Consider the following 19,349-nt stretch of genomic DNA (forward strand, 5'->3'; position numbering starts at 1 on the left):
ACTAAAGAATTAAATATTGTATATGGCAGTCTTCAATTTGTTGGCGTTGGAATATTCGCTTCCCATTGTCATTGCTTCGGCCACGGCTTCAGCCATAGTTTTGCTACCATCGGCAAGACCTATCTCCACAGCCTTTGGCGTGTAGAAGGTCTCACCACGAAGCACAGGGGCATCGTCGGGCAACTCTGCCAGCGACTTACGCTGTCCCCTTACCTCTGCGAGGAACTGGGCGTTGAGAGGGTTGAGAATATTCTGAACGAAGGCTTCATCCTTACCATGACGGAGGTCATCGAATGTCTTATTCTTGAGATCGGAATTGGTAGCCTTGGCTTCTACTTTCTTGATACCGAGTTTGGCAAAATAATCCTCGAAGTCGTAAAAGCTACACATCGTGCCGATGCAACCTGCGTAATCGTTCTCCGTCAGCGCATAGATACGGTTACCATGACAACCGATATAGTATCCTGCCGAACAGCACATCTTCTCATAGAAGGTAAGGATTGGCTTTTTACAATTGCGGAGCGTTTCGCTCAGGCGGTCAAGATACCACGCCTCGCCACCAGGCGAGTTGATGTGAAGGAAATGGCAAGAAATCTGTGGGTTGGCTTCGGCAGCGAGGAGGTCGGCTTCAAGTTGCTTGGAAGAAAACCACCAATAACTCTCTGCCATCACTGTGCCAAACACACGGTGGTAGGCAATAGAATTATCAGGGAGCTGCTCATCGTCGAACTCATCGGTAAGCGTTACCGCAGCCCCCCCTTCCTGTGCAAGCACCTTGATGAGTTCCTGAAGGGCAGTATGGGTTTCAAACTGATACCAAGTGTGGTTTTTCAAATAAACCTCTTTCTCGGCTTGAGAAAATCCAAGTGCAGATTTCGGGTCTGCATTATCGTCGATTTTTCCATGCAAAGGAAAAACTGAGAGCATGGCTTGACGGAAACCATCTACCGTTATCCATAGTGGTTTACCTGATACAAGTAGGTTCTGTAATTCGTTCATCAACTTATTTTTGATGCGAATTTACTATATAATAAGGTGTAGACAAAAGACCTACAAAAGAGGGTCTGTAAGCATTTTGCACTTTATAACGAGGTTGGCGGAGGTGAGATTAGAGGCTATCTGAACTCGTGCAGGAATATCGGAAGTGCCTATACTATGGGGTTTCCTGTCTGATGTCTTGATTGTAACAATGGCACTTCGTTCAACAGAGAATACCCTGCGAACCTCCTTGACGGGGAGGTCTATCACTAAGGTCTTATCACAATTCCAATAATTACCGGCATCATTGTCAGTAAGTTGTGGTATGTATGAGAAGGTGTCGGCGATAAAATCATACACATTTTCCTTTTCGTGTTTATCTTGATTAACAAGACGCACTTGAACGGCATTTAAGAACTCTAACATAGTCTGCGATATTTGAATGACAAAAACAATAGTTCGGTCTGTATTAAAAAACTTTAATTGGATGCAACTTTTTGATACTTGCGCACCTTCTTAGGTCTGAGGCGGTTTCGGAAACGATAATAATTCTTCAAAAGCGCATCTGAGGAGATAGACTTCAACTGATAGGTGTGAATAAAATCGTAGATGACATCAATGTTCCTACGTTGCCTACCGAACTCCTCGTTCTCCAACAGAACACGGTGCAGTTCAAAATTGAACATTCGTCGTATCTGCTTCTCTATCTCCTTAGCTGCGGCCACGGAAAGGTAGTTGTAATAGGCAGGGTCTTTCCAAGCAACGCCATTACCAGCCTTCCTTGTGGGTAGCTGGATATAAAGATTACCGTCTTTTATATCGGCTCCATTAGAACGACTATGCGACATATTCTCCCAAACACAGTGATAAAGGTCTGTATTGTAAGGTATTTTTACTGCCTTACTCTTCTGATCTAATCCATATTTTCCAATGACATACTCTGCAAGATAGGGTTCTATCCTGATAGTCGTTATTTTTTTGAGAGCTCTTTTTTCTTTGTACATTGCTTTTTAAAGATTTTAGCTTCCTACCGTCCTACAATCCTACAAATTCTAAACGGGTTTCACAAAGTTACTGAAAATAAATGAGTTAAAAAAAGAAATGCAACAAAAGTTATCCTATTTCACTCAAAAAAGCGAACCTACAACCTCCTACTATGACCTAAAATGGGATAATTTGTAGGACGAAGCGACTCAAAAACCATTTCCTACAAAAAAAAGCCATTTCCTACAACATCCTACAATCCTACAGCATATCCTACAAACATAGAACCTTTAATAAATAGATATAAATATATGATATATAAATAGTTATAAACAATATCACTTAAAAGCTAAATGTCATTTGTAGGATTGTAGGATTGTAGGAAGCACTTTTTTAAAAAATTATTTTCAAAATCGTTGTTTTTATTGCTTTCTTATATTTTTTTGGGGTACAGGGGAAAATGTGTGTTTTGATTGTCAATATTTAAGATAATAATAATTACCTTGTAAGAAAAAGCCCCAACACAAGTAAATGTGTCGGGGCGCGTCAAAATAAAACCAGACTGGATTAGAGCCTGTCTGCGGCATTGGCTACACGAACTGAAATATCTTTCAAGGCTGCGCGCAGTTTTTCACGGTCAACATCGCTGAAATCATCGGGTGCACCATTGTTCCGTCCACTAAATTTGTGATACAGCCATGTGCGACTCTTTCCAAAATAGTTTTTGGCAAGGTATGCCCAGTTAACTTCCTCATATACATCGTCCAGCACTTGACGAACACTTGCCTTTTGTTTTTTAATAGCTACTTTCATATTATTTGCCTTTTATACCCTCCATTTGCAGGGAGGGCGATTTGTTACTCTTGCTCCATTAACTCGTAAACAAACTCGATAATTTCTCGTTCCATCATCTTTGCTCCATTAAGGTAGGCTCTTCGATAATTGCGAATGAGTTGGATAAGCTCGTCTTCTTTTTCTGTTCTTTTCATTATTTGTTTGTTTTATTTTGACATTACAAATATTATCATCTTTTGCGGATTATGCAAATATTTGGCTAATAATATCATCAAATGATGAAAAGATTAACATTTGCATAAAAAAACGCACCTACCCATTGCGGACAGGTACGGCTGAGGATATATATGATAATGGATGCTTAGAAAGGTTCGTCGCTATCAACCATTGCAGGGAATGGTAGTGCAGGGTCTGCAAGTTGGGTCGGTTGTTCAGATACTGGAATAGGTTTAGCATCTTCCTTTGGTTTAGCTTCTTCGGGATATGTGCGCCTAAAATCGATATTATATATTTCCCTAAACTTATCATAGTCGATGATTACTGCTGATGTAGAAGTTGATTTTGATTTACGTATCTTCACCAGTGTAATATCATAATCAGTTCGTGTAACATCCTCTGTTTCCTCCCATGTAAATCGACGAGAGGGAACGGTTCCTATATATGAGGGATGACTACGTAGATTCTGCTCGATGGTAGACAGCGTGCTGCCCTCACTATTATATCCGCTGCGGTCGAAGATGCTGAATACCGAACTGAGACGGATGAACATGATGTTCGTGTCAGGCTCGAACGTGAATGTATGCTGGTCGCCTCGAGAATCCTTGCCTGTAACCTTCTTTGGCTGCTCGATGAGGAACTCACGACCCTCGATAACCTGCTTTGTGTCAATCATATTGTTGACAGCCGTGAAGAACATTGCCAATTTATCTGTGCTACGGATGAGAGAAAGCTGGAATCTGATTTTCTCTTGTGCAATCTTGAAGAACTCTGCGTATGCAAACGGAAGCTGAAGGCTGGAATATTGCTCTATCAATTTCACTGTTCCAAGGAACAGCGAAGCAGTCTTCATTAAACGATCCATTTCTCCTGAATTGATAACATCTTGTTTCAGCTCATTGTACGCCTCTTGCTTGAGATGACGGAAGTGGTCCATAAACATTGGGCGAAGTTCCAATATCTGAAGCAGCACATTTGACAGTCCCACCTTATTTGGGTCTTCAATAGTCTTCAATTCCTCGAAGATACGAACTTCCTCCTGTGTTCTGTTGCGAGGCTTGGGTACTTCGCACACAATAACACGGCTCATAAGCGCATTATCATCACGCTGTGGGGTTTCCTGACCGCAGATAACGACTGGGGCAAACACTTTATCATTTTCTATTTCCCTTCCTGATGTACCCTTACGCTTCTGCTTCCCATCACCATCATATACGATACCTTTCAATGCTTGAAACTTATTATCGCTGATGTCCTTGTTATTGTATTCGTCAAGTACGACTGGAACATCCTTGAACATACCCATAATAGTGGCCATGGCTGCGTCGGTACCTGTATTCAGGTTGAAGATAGGAATATTTGGGGAAATGAAGAGTGAGCGAATGGATATGGCAATCTGTGTTTTACCTGAAGACATCGGACCCATAAAGAAAGGAGCTGTGAACAATCGGTCGATGCAGTGGATGTTGCTTCGAAAGGCACACATAATGGCGAAGATAAGTGCCCACTTTCCATTATCGTTGATTTTATAGACCTGGTCCATCAACGATGCCCACTTCTCGAATGTTACCCTTTTCTCCGCAGGAACTTCCTTATATACCAGTTGACTGATAAGCTCGTACTTATCCGATTGCTTTCCACTGCCAGCATATATCGTTGAGAATGCTGGCAGATAGTAGTTGTTCTTGTTGTGTGTAACAACTCCCAGTTCATTGACTGGCTCAAACTGCCATTTCCCCTCTACGTTGTGGAATATACCGTTGGCGAATGCGAAGAATTGTTCGTCTGCCTTACGGCTCATACCCTCGCTCTGCTGATTGCCGTATGTATTGACCTCTGAACACATCACGAAATGTCGGCTCATATATGTCTTGATGGCTTTCCATTGCCATTCCTCGCCATTAAAGTTCACGGCTTCGTAATTGATAAGCACTTCCTCTATCGATGACATCTTCAGCATTGCCTTGGAAGGTATCTCTATGTAGATGGGGGTGTCATAAAAGCGACGATTGATACGAAGCACACGCTTGTTTTGCTCGAAATCATCAGAAAAGATGTGAAGCAGCGGAGTCATAAAGAAGTCGGCTACCTGTGTCATTCCATTACCGTTCTTATTGCGGAACATATAGCATACAGGTTCGCTCTTTTTATTTAAACGGGGATAATAGCCACATTCTTTCCACATCTTTCGGTAGTCCTCATTCTCCATCACATAATCAGGAGGCTCGTTTACATCGAACTCCTCATCGTCAAGGTTATCTGCTTGCATACTCACCTTCATCGCAGCCTTGCGCTTGGAAACGAAAGGCTTTCTCAGTTCATCAAACTGTCCCTTGGTGAGCTTTAGATTTGAACAGTAGTGATTACGGTTTACCGTGATTACCGTATCCTCTGCATAAGATGTGAGTTCAATACATCGAGAAACAAGGGGAACTTTATCTCCTTGGAAGGTTTCTAAGAACCTGCCATACAGCCCAATGTAGTAATCGACGAACGAGCCTGTGGAGTCATTGTAGGTCATCTGAATATTGATGCCTGAGCGAAACATCTCTGCAAGTGTACTTAGATAGTCGCTTTCATCGCCGTCTGCATTAATGCTACAGCCTGTTTCTGATGATGCAAAATAGCAATAAACACGGCGTAGCTCCTGAATATCATTGCTGGATGGGCGACCAGCAACATAGACGATAGGTTCTTCACCATAACCGTCAAGAAATTCCTGCATAACCGAGGTTAAAATACCAGGACGGTCGCTTTCAAGATTCTCCTTTAGCGCATCAAAACCAAAGATACCCGACTGCGTCTTGGTTTGAGGCAATACTTCCTTTACCTTGGCACGTAAGCCTCTGACCTTACCGTCAATAATGCCGATCTTGCTCTTGAAATCGACAGCAATAGACTTAATATACTCTAATCTCAGAGCAGCGTCCTGAACGAAAGCAACAAGCGAACATATCGTATTCAGGCAGTCGGCAATAACTGTCTCGTCCTTACAGCCGTGAGGTATCATCATTCTTTTGAGAGCCTTGGGGAAAGGTTCTGTCAGTTCTTTGAACTTATCTTGTGTTGCCTCTCCATTGGCTTTGGCAAATTCGTCGGGGTCGGTTCCTTTCGGGAGACGAATACATTTAACCTTTGCCCCAGCTTTCAATAGCAGCTCGCAATTCTTCAACGAAGCCTTGACTCCTGCTGCATCTGCGTCATAGACCATAACGATAGAGTCCGTGAAGCGAAGAAGTAGCTTTATCTGGTCATCTGTAAATGCCGTCCCACTTCCACCGATTACGTGCTCCACGCCAACCTTATGAAGGGACATAACATCGAACTGACCTTCTACAAGATAAGCGTAGCCTTTTTTGCCGATGGGCTTTCTTGCCTGGTAAAGACCAAAAATATGCTTACCTTTTGTAAAGAGGGGTGTTTCTCCTGTGTTCACGTACTTACCAACACCCTCCCTTGGTGTAATGATACGCCCTGAAAAACCGATAATATGTCCCTGCATATCATAGAAAGGGAACATTACACGGTCTCTGAATCGGTCGTAGAACCTACCTTCAGTAGAACCAACAACATCGACTTCCTTCAATCGGTCGAGTGAGTAACCAGCAGCAGTGAGCGTGTTCATTGCGACATTGCCCACTGGGGCATAGCCTACACCGAAGTCGGATAATGCTTTGTCATCTAATTTGTACCCACGGTTATTCAAAAAACTCTCGACTTGAGATAGATTCTTTTGGAAAAACTTAGCTGCTGCCTCGATAGCAATCCGCTGTGCTTCCTTTTGTTTATACTTTGCTTCTTCTTCAGGACTCATTTCCTTCTGTGGAAACTCCAATCCTGCTAAGGTGGCGCACCAACGTAAGGCTTCGATGAAGCTCAAGTTAAGATGATGTTGGACGAACGAGATGACATCACCGCTCGCTCCACAAACAAACAATGATAAGTCTGCCTTGAAGGGCTTACCACCATAGACGGTGTGTGATCATCATGGAATGGACAGACTCCCTTATAGTTTACGCCAGCTTTATGCAAGTGTGTAAAAGACTCGACCACGTTCACGATGTTCAAAGCAGATTTTACCTTTTCAATAAATGACTTATCTACCATATTATTTTTCCTCAAATAATTCTAACTGGCGTGATTCCAACACTTCTTAAATGGTTATACCCAAGAACTCCGCCACTGCGATGTATTCCTCTCCTGTGATTGATTTCCTTCCGTAGTACAAATCCCACCAACGGCGTTGCCCGATACCAGTTTCCTTATAAAAAGCCCTTGTAGGGGTAAATTCTTCGAGATGTCTGAACTTCAGCTTCAGCATCTCCATCGATAAATTGCGTTTAACCAATGGGCCAGGAGTCATTCTCCTGCGCGGAACAAAAAGTCTGACGGACATCGGGCTGCGACCAAGACTGGCAGCCATATCCTCAAACGAGACCTTGACAAGGTTCTGCTGAACATACTCAGCCTCTTGTGCAGTCCACCGTTTATTCTTTCCATTACTTTTCATGCTTAATTATACTATTGAATTCTCTGTCAAATTTCCAAATTCGTAGCCGGTCAGTTTTATCCACATGACCAAATTTGCATTGAACATAGGCTTGTAATGCAGCACGGAGCAGTTTAAGCTCTTTATCCGTGAGTTCTTGTATGGAGTAATTTCCCCAGCCATCTTTATCAATGAACATTTTTTAGAAAATTTCTTAATGTTTTCGCTACTCCATCTCGCCAACGTTTTCGCCAAGTAGGAGTGAATACTGGTTTTACTTTGAATTTACCACGAAAACGGATTTCTTTTGCGACAGCCTTTCTTTTGGATAGCTTCATTATCTTTCTTATACTGGTCATTGTTAATCGAATTTTAGGTCGAACAAATTATCTCTATCTAGAGGATGAGCATCTACTATTCTCCATATACCTTCTTCGTTAGGAGCGATAGTAACGCCATCATTCTCTCGGGTAGTGAAAGCGCGACCGTGTTCGTCCCAAACTATTCCTTTGTCGCCTTGGTGCGCAATGACTTGGCGAACATCGGAATGTCTCAATTTCATCTCATCAATAACGATGTCTGCATTTAATGCAGCAATAGCTGTTTCAAAGTCTTTTGTTTTCATAAGTTTGTTGTTTTAGATTCACATTCTTTCTTGAAGGTGTATTGAACGTATTTTTTCAGTTTAAAGCAATACAACCCATTGATACAATTGCGATGAAATTCGCAATTTCGGCAGTCGTTAGACATTTGGCCACAGCTCCTTTTCGGGAATATTCAGATACTCTGAGATAACCTTTCTTTTCAAAGCATCAGGAACAAAGTCCCCTCGAAGCCATCTGTAGACCGTACTCTCATTCACACGACATAGTTTTGTTAAATCCATAATCGCCTCCTTCCTCTGATTTGGCAGCGATTTAATGTACTCTGTAAATTTCATTTCTAATCTTTTTTAATGTTTTCATTCCTACGTCAAATGTTTTTATTATTTTCGTAATGCAAATATTATTACGCAGTGCAAAGATAGAAATATAATTTCAAAAACAGAATTTATTTATTGAAAATAATGAAAATATATTTCAAATACATCAGTATTATGCGATGTGATCTTTGCTAACTTTAACTACATAAAAAAAATGTAATATGTTAAGTGAAACTCTGATTAATAATATTCGCAAGATAATGAATGATAGGAATATTACACAAGCTGCTATGGCTGGCTATTTAAAAACAAGTCCGTCTCAGTTTAGTAAGATATTAAGTGGACAAGTTAAATTGAAATTAGAGGAAGTTTCAAATCTTGCAACATCTATTTCTATGAGAGAAATAGATATTATAACTTATCCTGAAGTATATGTTTCACAGAAAGAAACGAAACAGAATGAGCCTGAGGTTTCATTACAGATTAAGCTAAAGAAAGATAAACGTGATCAAGTCTTAAGGTTGATCTTTGGTGATAATAACATAGAAATATTAAATAAATAGCACTATGAATAAAGAATTAGAAGAATTAAGAGGCAAGGCTGCCATAGCTGCTATATCGGCTTTATTGCCTTCTTATAAAGCTCCTGTACCAGATTATTTGGAGAAGAAAGGTATGAGCTCAGAAGAATATTTGGCAAAGCAGTGTATTAAATTTGTCAATGCTTTAATCAAAGAATTAGAAGTAGATGGTAATGAGTGAGTCTATTACAGACCGAATAAAGCATATATTAGATTCAGAGGGGCATACGGTTAGTACGTTTGCACGAAAGCTGGGAATATCCTGGACTTCTGCAAATAATATTGTGTCAGGGCGAAATGCACCAAATTATGAAACGATAGTAAAGATAATCGAGAGTTTCGATAATATAGATGCTAACTGGCTGGTTATGGGACAGAAAGGAGCAAAAAGGACTGATGCAGAAAAGCTGTATTCTATTATATCCACCCAACAAAAAACCATTGAAAGCCAGCAAAAAACGATTGACCGACTTACGGCAAAACTTGTCGAAAACATACCTGAAGAGTCTGATAGAAAAGTGGAAGATGCCGTATAATTAAGATGTATCCTGAAGGCTTCAAAAAGTGATTTTACGGTGTAATTATCTAAAAATACAAGTAAAAATATCACTCAAATATTTGAAGCACAAAGTAGTGTGAAATCGATACTGTCGGTGGAAAGTCGGCAATATATAGCTAATAATATTAAATTGCCCCATTGAATATCAGCAAGTTAAAGTTACACTTAATGCAACCGAAGTCTTGTCATCCCGACAGCTCATAATAAAAGGGGATTGATTTTCAACCCCCTTTTTTACATTTTACAAATAAAAACGCTTTTTATAAATAAGCATACCTTCTATTACAACTGGCTAAACAGAACATTTTACATTGCTTACTTATACCTACATGTACAAAAAAAATATATATTCCTAATGCTTACCCTTACTACGATTTGTTTTTACTGAAGAAGCCTTTTTACTATTAGGGGTAGTTGTAATGTTATTCTTAGCCATTGTGTAATATTTCATTGCCTCTGGCATCCACTTCTTAATATCTTCTATACGATGCTTATCAGAGGGATGATCACTAAGAAACTCTGAAATCTTCCCTTGCGTTGCAGCTGACATCCGCTCCCAAAAATCAATAGCATTACGTGGATTATAGCCAGCCATTGCTGCAAATATCAACCCCATATAATCTGCCTCACTTTCATTAGCACGACTATACTTTAAATTACGAAAAAGAAAATATCCATTAGCTGCTTGCGCAGCAATATCTCCGACACCAGAGCCAACCGTAGAATTTAAGACTGAACTTAAAACACTTGTGCCTATAGATTGAGCTTGTTTCTTTGTTATCTGCTCTGCCCCATGCTTTGCTACAGCATGAGCTATCTCATGACCTAAGACAATGGCAAGACTTGATTCATTCTTTGTATAAGGCAGTAAGCCTTCATATACAACAATCTTACCCCCTGGCATACAAAAAGCATTAGCCTGATTATTCTGAATGAGATTAAACTCCCATGACAGATTTTGTATTTCTTTCGAATAACCATTGTCAAGAAGATATTTTTCTACTGCTGAAGATAAACGATGACCTACACGTTCTACCATTTGAGTATTTACTTTACTTACAGATTTTGTAGCTGAAGCCATAAACATAGAATATTCTTTATTACTCAAACTCAACATCTGAGCATCAGAAATCCCTATACGATGCACTCTTCCCGTTAAAGGCACCTTCTCTGTAATACCACATGATGCTAATGTAACAAACATAACACCAAATAAAAAACACTTAATTTTATTCATCATATATGATAATAATTATTATATTGTAAAATTATTCTTTTTCTATTATACTTACAACTATCTACTTAAAAAGTAGACTCTTTTATTACTTTTTAAAAACCTCTATTTTTCGTAATCTCACAAACTTCTTAAACATATTATCTGTTTCACTATTAATAGAAATTATCTTTACACTAAAAAGAGGTATAATTCCTAAAAATGATATAAATATAAATATCTGCTGATAACTAAAATATTCTGTTAACATACCTATAAACATACTAGAAGAAAAAAAAGATATTCCCAATATTGATGTTCCTATAGAATAAAAGAAAGTGGGATGCTTGCCATGTGTAAAAAAAAGTAACAACAATACATACATAACAACAGAGTATCCTGCACACAAATAATCTAAAAACACAAATAAAGATACTATAAAAAGTGAAGACTTAAAAGAAAAACTAAGATAAAGAAACAACAACTTTGATAAAACTATTGCAAACGCCATCGACCAACGTAAAGTAATAACACCACACTTGCCAACTGCCCAAAAGCCTACAGCTGCTCCTAAGAGAATAGCTACATAACCAATTGCACCATGTATAAACCCCACCTCCTGAGGAGAAAATCCTAATCCGCCACCACTACCAGTATCAAAAAGAAAGAAAATTATAATACGTAAAAAAATAAATTCTGGAAATAAAAATAAAAAAATAAACAACAAATGATAAATATAACCATTACGTGCCATTATCATTTGCACAATATCTAAAAACCATCTTTTTGTTACACCTACACAAAAAGGAAGTTTTGCACGAATATAGGCTTTGGGTAACACTATGAAATGGTAAAGACAACATATTAAACTTACACTACCTAAACTATAAAAAATTGTTATCCATGGTGTTTTTACTAAACGTGAAACTACTTCAAAATAGCCTACTGCCAATAGTGGGAAAGTAAAACCTATAACAATAGCACACATATAAAAGATAGTACGTATTCCCATAAAAGCAGAACGACGCCTATAATTAGCATTCCTCTTATAAAAATGCTCTATTGCAATATCGTGAATAGATGCAGCAATAGCTATAACAAAAAGAAATACAAATGATAAACTAAAATTATATCTATTCGGAACAGAAAGGGCTATTCCTATAAAACTTAATCCTATAATAAATTCACTAAGCAAAATCCAATAACGCTTACTATCAAAGCTTAATACTACCCTGCTAAGAAATGGACGAAAAATAAAAGGAAGTATAAGCCATGTGTTAGATATTATAATATCACTATTATCTATTCCTAACTGACTGAAAAATACTAATGATGTCATAAACAACACCACATAAGGTAAACCTCTCATCATATAAAGTGAAGGCAACCATAACCAATGGTTGTGCCAAACATTTACTATTGGTATTCCACTAATAACGTCGCTATCTTTCTTCATATATTTACTTTTAATGATACAAGCGTGTTAATACAGAATCTGAATAATAATGAGAAAGTATTTGTTTATAATCATAACCTTGAGACCCCATAACTGCTGCACCTATCTGACAAAGACCTACCCCATGTCCCCAGCCTGCTCCTATTATTTTGAAAAGTTGTGGTACACCTTCTAATAAATCTTTCTTTTCTACTACAAAAGCCGAACTGTAAAGATGGCTTTTACTTAAAACGCGTCGTATCTCAAGTTCTTTCCCCAATATTATAGAGCGTTCTGTTCCTTCTATCTCCATCTCATATAATCTCCCACTCTTACCACGTTTTAAAGGATTAAGAGAAAGTATCTGCCCAAACTTAATACCTAATTTTTCTTCTAATAAAGAACTAAGCTCAGTTTGTGTATAAGATATTTCCCAGCGATAAAAATCTGTAGTTTCCTGATCGTAATCATTAAGCACCTGACGAAGGACTAACTTATCTTTAGTATTACAAAATGCTTTTGGACTTGTTTTTATCCATTCCTCTGCTATAGCCTCTTTCGTAAGATCTGGTAAAAAACCTCTTTTATCTATACTTGTATCTACAATGGATCTTAGATAAGGATACTTTATATTATTCCAACAATATTCAAAATTCTCAGTAACACCTCCACAACACTTAGAAAACCGAGCATCACATAATTCTCCATTATATGTTAACACCTCTCCACGCGTTGCATCAATGGCTTGTTTTGCAAATACACTTATTGCACGCCCAAGCCCCTGATAACGTTGACAATGATCATCAGCACACACATCAAAAAGAGTATGTTCCGAACGCTCATACCACCGAATAATCTTTTTAGAATTTTCAATAAAATTATGTTGTGAGATGTTCTCTTTGACTTTCTTTCTATTTGCAATCTGCGATAACAACCAACTACGAGAAATAACAGCATGAGCCTTAAGGAATTCAAGTGATGAAGTAGCACGCATTTCACTAGATATAACACTATAAAGATAATTTTCCACTTTTATTTCATTTATAGCATATATACTGCTATTACCCACTACCAAACGCAAACTACCTTTAAAAGTTTGATCTTCTTTACGCTGCCAATGAAAATTCAGCCCTATTACTACATCTTGCAATGTAAATATAGAACTTTCTTTAATTGGTACGAATAATAATTCTGAATAAAAAACATCTTCTAAACAAATTTTATCATCTACAAGCTCTGCTACATAAGTACCAGAAACCTTTTTACTTCCATTTAACATAAAATCATTAGTTAGAGAAAAAGTAATTGTCTTATTACTCAATATACCAACAGTTACAATAGGTTCTTCTGAATATATCATAATCGCTATATAATTATTTTTTTAGTTGACTAAGTACTTTTTCTACATCTTCTGGTGCTAAAGTTACTTCCTTTAGAATAGAAACAGCTTGTAAAGGGGTAATGGTATCAAAATCTTCCTTACGCGGCAAAATTATAAGTCCGCCCATATCTATAGCGCCTGGACTCACTAAACATTGTTCTGTATATTTTCCATAATAACAATTTGGCCGATGTTTAAGACGAGGGAATATCAAAGTAACAAAAAAATCCTCCTCTTTCCAAGACATAATATTCATCATTGGCTCTACATTGCTTTTTGGTAAAGGAAGCTCTTTATATATTCTATTAAACAAAAAAACAATACTATTTATATCCAAACCAGTTATAGCTATAAGTGGGCAAACATAATCTTTTACATACAATACTTTCGCATCTTCTCTAAAAAGAACTTCTTCTGAAGTTTTAGCCAATGCGTTCCAATTTTCATACACAGGTAACATTATCTTAGGCACTGCTTGAAAATGTAAGTGATCAGGAGCACTCGCTCCACAAAATGGACCATTATAAAAAACAATTTCTTCAGCATATTCTTCTACAAATTGAAGCATTTCTATAAAACTGTTCTTTATTTGTTGTGGCTCATGTCTTATAGAAGGTATTGTAAAATGTTTTGGAAGAATAGGAAAAGGATTAATCAAAATATCAAAATGACTATTAAAAGACTTTACTATTTGCTCTTTAGGTCTATTTACAGCACACAAAAAGCAAGGTCGTTTTTCTATAATAAGCCTATCAATTTTAGCTCCCGTACTTATCATACGCGAAGGATTAAATTGCGCTTTTAGTTTTCCTAAAGACCTTATCCTTATATGCTGTAAATCATTAAAACGTTGTTTAACATCTTGCCATAAAACTAATTGCTCTTCATAAAAACAAGTTAAATCACTCATAAATATTACTTTTCCTCCATATTTTTTAATAAACGAGCCTTTAATTCTATAGTACGAATACGATCCTTATAAAGATTATTAACATTCTGTTTGTCAATACTTAATGAGGAATCACTATTACCTATCCAACGACGACAAAGATATAATTCTTCGTATATGCGTGCAATACGATATTCACGACTAATAGCTAATTCCATCGCATAATCTTCGCCATAACTAGTATTAGGGAATTTTAGTTTACGTGCAATAGGAGTAAAAAACGCACGAGGTGCACCTAACCCATTTATACGTAAAGCATTATTACATCCATTATTTTCGGTCCATTCTCTATGATCAATTAATCCTGGAGGTATAGTATTAAGCTGAAAATCACACATTCGATAAGAGCCTATAAGCATAGCAGCCCTTTGAGTATAAAACTGATCTATAATGTACTGCAAGACATTATCTCCTGAGTAAAGATCATCACTATCTAACTGAACTGCAAACTTCCCACATAAAGGACTTTCTAAAGCATAATTCCAACATCCCCCTATACCTAAATCATATCTTTCAGGTATTAGATGTACAATACGATTATCTTGTTTTGCAAATTGTTCTATAGCCATAGTAGTACCATCATTAGAATGGTTATCTACTATAATAACATTAAATTTAAAATTAGCTTTTTGTGTAATTACAGAATTGATAGCGTCCGTAATTGTTTTTACACGATTAAAAACTGGAATTATAACAGAAGCTTCTACAGGAAAAGTATAACCTTCTAAAACCGGTGTTTTATATTTTGTAACATCTATCCACCCACCTATTTTACGAAGATGTTCTGTAAAAACCTTTTCCATTTCTATCTGTACATCGCGATTAGAAGGATTTACATAATCAAATTGCTTTTCGCCACTGTTCCGCAAATCTATATTCGTTTCATTATATAGATATTCATTAAGATGAAAAAGTTCACCTTGCCGACTCAAAAACAATCGCAAACTATACCAACCTGCATATTTATAATTTGTAGAATCTTCCTCTGCCCATAACTTCAATGTAGATGTTTTTATAAGTACTACAGAACCAAAATCGAAATCATTACGTAAACTACCAAATTGATAATCAATAACAGGATGCTGTGTAATATTACCTTCTAATACAGAATAATAATCACTATATACCATTTCTGCATTTGTATATATAGCTACAGAAAGTAATCTTTTTATAGAATTTTCCCCAAATGTTAAGTTAGCTTTATTAAAACAAAATAAAGTATACTCACTATTAGTTTTTTCTGCTAATAACTTTATAGTAGACGTCGAAAATATATTATCTATATATATTGCATTAGTATTAGCTAACAATGCTGGCTGCAATTTAATATCTTTAGAATAAAAAATATTCACTTCATTTACCTCATCACAACCAGATATATCTTCTATTATTTTTTCATTATTTGCTCCTTCCAAATAAGGAAGGAAACAATCTACTTTCATATCCTTTATCATAGATTAATTTTTTTATATTACAAAAGTATATATTTTTAGTAAACAATCAAAATCTATAATAAAAGCAATTATTTAAAAATTCAGAATAAACAAATTTTACTCCCATACATAAGTTAATAAATAGTTTGACGTAGAATAATGCAAAATAGGAATACTTTTTCTTGTTCGTAAATCATAAATAACAGCAGCTTCTACATCAACACGCATATCTTGGAATCCTAAATGTAAAGATGAATGAAGTTTATACAAACTCTCTTTAGCACACCATACATATAAAATATCATTTGTTTTAATATAAGGCTCGTCATCACGTAAAAATCTTTTAGCCACCCTGCAAACCCTATCACTTTTATATTCTATATCAATACCAACATTATGTTTTTCAGATAATATCACAGTTGCCCATCCTTGTGTATGAGATATACTTATATTATATCCTTCTATAAATGGTTTTCCATCTTTATTATGCATTACATTTACTCTCTTTTGTAAAATAATTTGCAATAAAGATAAGACTGTTGCAACCTCTGCTTCATGCCCTCTACCATTTATAGGAAGAATACCTATAATTATATCTGGAATTCTTATGATTTTAACATCACTAAGACTCATTTTCTATTGAATGTATAGTAACCTTTATCTTACTTATTCGCCTTCCATCAAGTTCAAGCACCTCAAATAAATAATTTCTATAAGTCAACTTTTCATGTACGAGAGGGAAATTCCCCTTCAATTCAAGAAGTAACCCGGCTAAAGAATCAGCCTCTCCTTCTATCTCTGCAAACTCTTCATCATCAACTTTTATAATTTTAGTGAAATCACTTAATAAGGTTTTACCCTCAAAAATATAAGTATTTGCATTAAGGCGTGTATAAGTTTTCTCATCTTCATCAAATTCGTCATTGATCTCTCCTACTATTTCTTCTAAGATATCCTCTAAAGTAATTATCCCACTAGTACCTCCAAACTCATCTACCACCGTAGCTATATGTACTTTATTTGACTGAAAATCGCGCAAGAGATCATCTATCTTCTTTGTTTCAGGTACAAAATAAGGGGGTCTTATCAAGCTCTGCCATCTAAAAGTATTGCCTTTTGATAAATGAGGTAATAAATCCTTAATATATAAAATACCTCTAATGTTATCTATACTATCTTGAAAAACAGGGATTCTGGAATAATTATTATCTACTATACTCTGCAAAACAAATACATAAGTACTACTAATATCTAAAGCAACTATATCTTGCCTACTTGTCATTATCTCTTTTGCTGTTTCATCACCAAAACGAATAATTCCACGAAGCATACTTTGTTCATCTTTAAGATCGTTCTTATCCGTTAGTTTCAGAGCTTGTTCAAGTTCGTCCATAGATAACAGATAACTTTCCTTATGAATTACTCTACCTGCAAAAGTTCCACTTTTAAGAAGGAAATATACCAAAGGACGAAAACACTGACGAAGTAATATCAATATACTCGCACTACGTCGACAAAAAGCCAAAGGATTGATTCTTGTATACATTTTGGGCATTATTTCACCAAAAAGCAATAATATAAAAGTTAGTAATACTGTAATACAAAGCATCTCTATCCATTCTGCTTTAAAAGTAACTAGCTTACTAAATATATAATTACATAACAATATTATTGTTACATTAACCAAAGTGTTAAGTATTAATATAGTTGCTAAAGTACGCTCACTATCATTTCTTAGATTGTTTACTTTAACATCTACTGCCGACTTTTCTAAATCTATCTTATCTAAATCCCTGGGAGTTAAACTAAAAAAAGCTATTTCAGACCCGCTGGCAAAACCTGAACAAAACAATAGAGCTATAGTTATAAATAAAGCTATACTAGTACTTAGCTCTAAATTATGAATTTCAATATACGAAGAAATACCTAATAATAGACCTATCATTAAAAGGGTAGTTTAGATTTGTCCTCATCTGCATAAGAACCATCAGCGGGAGCATTTGTTTTTACAACTTCATCAACCATCTTACGAGGTGCTGCTAACCATTCTAAGTTCTCTGCATAAATCTCTGTAATAACACGTCGTACACCTTTCTTATCATCATAAGAACGATTACGTATTCTTCCTTCTACAAATATTTTATCGCCTTTATGAATATATTTTTCAGCATATTTAGCCAAATGTTTGAATAAAATAATATTATGCCAATCTGTACGATTAGGTACTTGCGTTCCATTAGGCAAAACATAACCCCTCTCTGTAGTTGCTAAAGTAAAAGACGCTACACACTCATCTGCATCAAAATAACGTATTTCAGGATCTTTACCAACATTACCTATTAACATTACTTTATTCATTACACATAAACAGATAAAACAAAACCTAAAAATATTTTTATAAATTTATTTCCAAAGACCTAAATACTTAAACCTAAAATTCTTACCCTTAGCAGATGGGAACTGACTACGGTCATCTACTCGAGTTTTTAGATAATCTACCAATCGCTGATAACAATCCCATCCTGAAAGAGCTTTACAACGAGCAATAAACGTAGTATCACGATACTCATGTTTACCTGAAGAAGGTATCATTACTACACGTTTAAAAGTAAGCTCACCTTCATACCAACCTTCTCTATTTAAAGTCAAATTTTGTACAGCACTTTCTTTTTTCTGATTTGACGACGCAGATATAGACCGTACTGCCTTCTTATTTTTAAAATCCTCCATTGTTTCAGCTTCTGTTTTTATTACTATAAAATAAACACGTGGCCTTACCTTATAGCGCTTTGGATAAAATATGTCATTAGAAGCATAACCCCTAATGTCCGCCTCTAAATCTCTTGTTATCTGTATCTCTGGGATTGAACTTAAGAAATCTAATGCCTCATCCGCATTATGTACTAAAACTTCACTATCAAAATATCGGATGTATAAATTCATGTGGATAATGCTTTATTTGCTACAAAAAAAAGAGCGGCAAACGAGACTCGAACTCGCGACCCCGACCTTGGCAAGGTCGTGCTCTACCAACTGAGCTATTGCCGCAATTATATATAATAAATAGTAAGTAGTTACAAACTTACTCACGTGAAGAGGAGGAGACTCGAACTCCCACGAAACAATTTTCACTACCCCCTCAAAGTAGCGCGTCTACCATTCCGCCACCTCTCCAATATATAAATATTGTACCATTTGATACATCATATCATAAGTTCTGTGCCCAGAACAGGACTCGAACCTGCACGTTATAAACACACGCACCTGAAACGTGCGCGTCTACCATTCCGCCACCTGGGCTTACTACAAGATTCTAAGAACTTATTTGTGTTTCAATAAAAAAAGAGCGGCAAACGAGACTCGAACTCGCGACCCCGACCTTGGCAAGGTCGTGCTCTACCAACTGAGCTATTG

General features: G+C 36.5%; 19 protein-coding genes, 3 tRNA genes and 1 pseudogene. 3 read left to right on the forward strand and 20 right to left on the reverse strand.

What is annotated here, in order from left to right:
• Positions 1 to 9: 9 nt before the first annotated feature.
• From AC1DCD_RS07975 to AC1DCD_RS08010, 8 genes and pseudogenes are all read right to left on the reverse strand, one after another.
• Positions 10 to 999, reverse strand: coding sequence for a S49 family peptidase (locus AC1DCD_RS07975; RefSeq protein ID WP_036853848.1), 990 nt, complete (start codon positions 997 to 999; stop codon positions 10 to 12).
• A gap of 51 nt (positions 1,000 to 1,050) precedes the next feature.
• Positions 1,051 to 1,404, reverse strand: coding sequence for a hypothetical protein (locus AC1DCD_RS07980; protein ID WP_019035400.1), 354 nt, complete (start codon positions 1,402 to 1,404; stop codon positions 1,051 to 1,053).
• Between the two features lie 53 nt (positions 1,405 to 1,457).
• Positions 1,458 to 1,982, reverse strand: coding sequence for a hypothetical protein (locus AC1DCD_RS07985; RefSeq protein ID WP_464639881.1), 525 nt, complete (start codon positions 1,980 to 1,982; stop codon positions 1,458 to 1,460).
• A gap of 547 nt (positions 1,983 to 2,529) precedes the next feature.
• Positions 2,530 to 2,775: a DUF5053 domain-containing protein gene (locus tag AC1DCD_RS07990; protein ID WP_019035402.1), complete on the reverse strand. Its 246-nt coding sequence runs from the start codon at positions 2,773 to 2,775 to the stop codon at positions 2,530 to 2,532.
• Positions 2,776 to 2,819: 44 nt separating this feature from the next.
• Entirely contained in the window at positions 2,820 to 2,951 is a 132-nt protein-coding gene (locus AC1DCD_RS07995) for a hypothetical protein (RefSeq protein ID WP_019035403.1), read from the reverse strand.
• 167 nt (positions 2,952 to 3,118) lie between these two features.
• Positions 3,119 to 7,080 (reverse strand): annotated as a pseudogene (gene dnaG / locus AC1DCD_RS08000) (DNA primase).
• A 46-nt stretch (positions 7,081 to 7,126) separates the two neighbouring features.
• On the reverse strand, positions 7,127 to 7,336 hold the full coding sequence (locus AC1DCD_RS08005) for a hypothetical protein (RefSeq protein ID WP_464639883.1): 210 nt from the start codon (positions 7,334 to 7,336) through the stop codon (positions 7,127 to 7,129).
• Positions 7,337 to 7,823: 487 nt separating this feature from the next.
• Positions 7,824 to 8,024: a 4-hydroxybenzoyl-CoA thioesterase gene (locus AC1DCD_RS08010; RefSeq protein WP_231551691.1), complete on the reverse strand. Its 201-nt coding sequence runs from the start codon at positions 8,022 to 8,024 to the stop codon at positions 7,824 to 7,826.
• 581 nt (positions 8,025 to 8,605) lie between these two features.
• Here AC1DCD_RS08010 and AC1DCD_RS08015 point away from each other — a divergent pair.
• The 3 genes from AC1DCD_RS08015 to AC1DCD_RS08025 are packed head-to-tail and all read left to right on the forward strand — an operon-like array spanning position 8,606 to position 9,501.
• The gene (locus AC1DCD_RS08015; RefSeq protein ID WP_019035409.1) at positions 8,606 to 8,947 is read left to right on the forward strand and encodes a helix-turn-helix domain-containing protein; all 342 of its coding nucleotides are present in this window, start codon (positions 8,606 to 8,608) and stop codon (positions 8,945 to 8,947) included.
• A 4-nt stretch (positions 8,948 to 8,951) separates the two neighbouring features.
• A complete protein-coding gene (locus tag AC1DCD_RS08020) occupies positions 8,952 to 9,146 on the forward strand; it encodes a hypothetical protein (protein WP_464639885.1) in 195 nt (64 codons plus the stop codon).
• Complete coding sequence (locus AC1DCD_RS08025; RefSeq protein ID WP_036853895.1) at positions 9,139 to 9,501, forward strand: helix-turn-helix domain-containing protein; 363 nt, start codon at positions 9,139 to 9,141, stop codon at positions 9,499 to 9,501. Before AC1DCD_RS08020 ends, AC1DCD_RS08025 begins: the two co-directional genes overlap by 8 nt.
• 375 nt (positions 9,502 to 9,876) lie before the next feature.
• On the opposite strand, the gene AC1DCD_RS08030 is transcribed toward AC1DCD_RS08025, so the two are convergent.
• The 12 genes from AC1DCD_RS08030 to AC1DCD_RS08085 all read right to left on the reverse strand — a co-directional run bounded on the left by AC1DCD_RS08030 (position 9,877) and on the right by AC1DCD_RS08085 (position 19,235).
• Entirely contained in the window at positions 9,877 to 10,761 is an 885-nt protein-coding gene (locus AC1DCD_RS08030; RefSeq protein ID WP_353586101.1) for a M48 family metallopeptidase, read from the reverse strand.
• Between the two features lie 85 nt (positions 10,762 to 10,846).
• Entirely contained in the window at positions 10,847 to 12,193 is a 1,347-nt protein-coding gene (locus AC1DCD_RS08035) for an MFS transporter (RefSeq protein ID WP_464639888.1), read from the reverse strand.
• 10 nt (positions 12,194 to 12,203) lie between these two features.
• On the reverse strand, positions 12,204 to 13,532 hold the full coding sequence (locus AC1DCD_RS08040) for a SpoIID/LytB domain-containing protein (protein ID WP_464639889.1): 1,329 nt from the start codon (positions 13,530 to 13,532) through the stop codon (positions 12,204 to 12,206).
• Positions 13,533 to 13,545: 13 nt separating this feature from the next.
• Complete coding sequence (locus AC1DCD_RS08045; RefSeq protein WP_464639891.1) at positions 13,546 to 14,463, reverse strand: DUF4922 domain-containing protein; 918 nt, start codon at positions 14,461 to 14,463, stop codon at positions 13,546 to 13,548.
• A 5-nt stretch (positions 14,464 to 14,468) separates the two neighbouring features.
• Positions 14,469 to 15,956: a glycosyltransferase family 2 protein gene (locus AC1DCD_RS08050; RefSeq protein ID WP_464639893.1), complete on the reverse strand. Its 1,488-nt coding sequence runs from the start codon at positions 15,954 to 15,956 to the stop codon at positions 14,469 to 14,471.
• Between the two features lie 96 nt (positions 15,957 to 16,052).
• Positions 16,053 to 16,568: a 4'-phosphopantetheinyl transferase family protein gene (locus tag AC1DCD_RS08055; protein ID WP_464639895.1), complete on the reverse strand. Its 516-nt coding sequence runs from the start codon at positions 16,566 to 16,568 to the stop codon at positions 16,053 to 16,055.
• Positions 16,558 to 17,880, reverse strand: coding sequence for a gliding motility-associated protein GldE (gldE, locus tag AC1DCD_RS08060; protein ID WP_008448979.1), 1,323 nt, complete (start codon positions 17,878 to 17,880; stop codon positions 16,558 to 16,560). Before gldE ends, AC1DCD_RS08055 begins: the two co-directional genes overlap by 11 nt.
• Positions 17,880 to 18,293, reverse strand: coding sequence for a single-stranded DNA-binding protein (locus AC1DCD_RS08065; protein WP_008448945.1), 414 nt, complete (start codon positions 18,291 to 18,293; stop codon positions 17,880 to 17,882). The genes gldE and AC1DCD_RS08065 overlap by 1 nt, the downstream gene beginning before the upstream one ends.
• A gap of 45 nt (positions 18,294 to 18,338) precedes the next feature.
• Positions 18,339 to 18,878, reverse strand: a complete 540-nt coding sequence (locus tag AC1DCD_RS08070) for a hypothetical protein (RefSeq protein ID WP_019035420.1) — start codon at positions 18,876 to 18,878, stop codon at positions 18,339 to 18,341.
• Positions 18,879 to 18,910: 32 nt separating this feature from the next.
• Positions 18,911 to 18,983: transfer RNA gene (locus AC1DCD_RS08075), tRNA-Gly, on the reverse strand.
• 43 nt (positions 18,984 to 19,026) lie between these two features.
• Positions 19,027 to 19,109, reverse strand: a tRNA-Leu gene (locus AC1DCD_RS08080).
• A 46-nt stretch (positions 19,110 to 19,155) separates the two neighbouring features.
• Positions 19,156 to 19,235, reverse strand: a tRNA-Leu gene (locus AC1DCD_RS08085).
• Between the last annotated feature and the right edge of the window lie 114 nt (positions 19,236 to 19,349).

This window comes from Prevotella sp. C0209C1 (assembly GCF_056583855.1).

Excerpts from the sequence above, each read along its gene's own strand:
- AC1DCD_RS08010 (WP_231551691.1), bottom strand. The coding sequence starts at position 8,024 with ATGAAATTGAGACATTCCGATGTTCGCCAAGTCATTGCGCACCAAGGC.
- AC1DCD_RS08030 (WP_353586101.1), bottom strand. The coding sequence starts at position 10,761 with ATGAATAAAATTAAGTGTTTTTTATTTGGTGTTATGTTTGTTACATTA.
- AC1DCD_RS08035 (WP_464639888.1), bottom strand. The coding sequence starts at position 12,193 with ATGAAGAAAGATAGCGACGTTATTAGTGGAATACCAATAGTAAATGTT.
- AC1DCD_RS08065 (WP_008448945.1), bottom strand. The coding sequence starts at position 18,293 with ATGAATAAAGTAATGTTAATAGGTAATGTTGGTAAAGATCCTGAAATA.
- AC1DCD_RS08025 (WP_036853895.1), top strand. The coding sequence starts at position 9,139 with ATGAGTGAGTCTATTACAGACCGAATAAAGCATATATTAGATTCAGAG.
- AC1DCD_RS08040 (WP_464639889.1), bottom strand. The coding sequence starts at position 13,532 with ATGATATATTCAGAAGAACCTATTGTAACTGTTGGTATATTGAGTAAT.
- AC1DCD_RS08005 (WP_464639883.1), bottom strand. The coding sequence starts at position 7,336 with ATGACTCCTGGCCCATTGGTTAAACGCAATTTATCGATGGAGATGCTG.
- AC1DCD_RS08020 (WP_464639885.1), top strand. The coding sequence starts at position 8,952 with ATGAATAAAGAATTAGAAGAATTAAGAGGCAAGGCTGCCATAGCTGCT.
- AC1DCD_RS07975 (WP_036853848.1), bottom strand. The coding sequence starts at position 999 with ATGAACGAATTACAGAACCTACTTGTATCAGGTAAACCACTATGGATA.
- AC1DCD_RS07985 (WP_464639881.1), bottom strand. The coding sequence starts at position 1,982 with ATGTACAAAGAAAAAAGAGCTCTCAAAAAAATAACGACTATCAGGATA.
- AC1DCD_RS08015 (WP_019035409.1), top strand. The coding sequence starts at position 8,606 with ATGTTAAGTGAAACTCTGATTAATAATATTCGCAAGATAATGAATGAT.
- AC1DCD_RS08045 (WP_464639891.1), bottom strand. The coding sequence starts at position 14,463 with ATGAGTGATTTAACTTGTTTTTATGAAGAGCAATTAGTTTTATGGCAA.
- AC1DCD_RS08050 (WP_464639893.1), bottom strand. The coding sequence starts at position 15,956 with ATGATAAAGGATATGAAAGTAGATTGTTTCCTTCCTTATTTGGAAGGA.
- AC1DCD_RS07990 (WP_019035402.1), bottom strand. The coding sequence starts at position 2,775 with ATGAAAGTAGCTATTAAAAAACAAAAGGCAAGTGTTCGTCAAGTGCTG.
- AC1DCD_RS08070 (WP_019035420.1), bottom strand. The coding sequence starts at position 18,878 with ATGAATTTATACATCCGATATTTTGATAGTGAAGTTTTAGTACATAAT.
- AC1DCD_RS08055 (WP_464639895.1), bottom strand. The coding sequence starts at position 16,568 with ATGAGTCTTAGTGATGTTAAAATCATAAGAATTCCAGATATAATTATA.
- AC1DCD_RS07980 (WP_019035400.1), bottom strand. The coding sequence starts at position 1,404 with ATGTTAGAGTTCTTAAATGCCGTTCAAGTGCGTCTTGTTAATCAAGAT.
- gldE (WP_008448979.1), bottom strand. The coding sequence starts at position 17,880 with ATGATAGGTCTATTATTAGGTATTTCTTCGTATATTGAAATTCATAAT.
- AC1DCD_RS07995 (WP_019035403.1), bottom strand. The coding sequence starts at position 2,951 with ATGAAAAGAACAGAAAAAGAAGACGAGCTTATCCAACTCATTCGCAAT.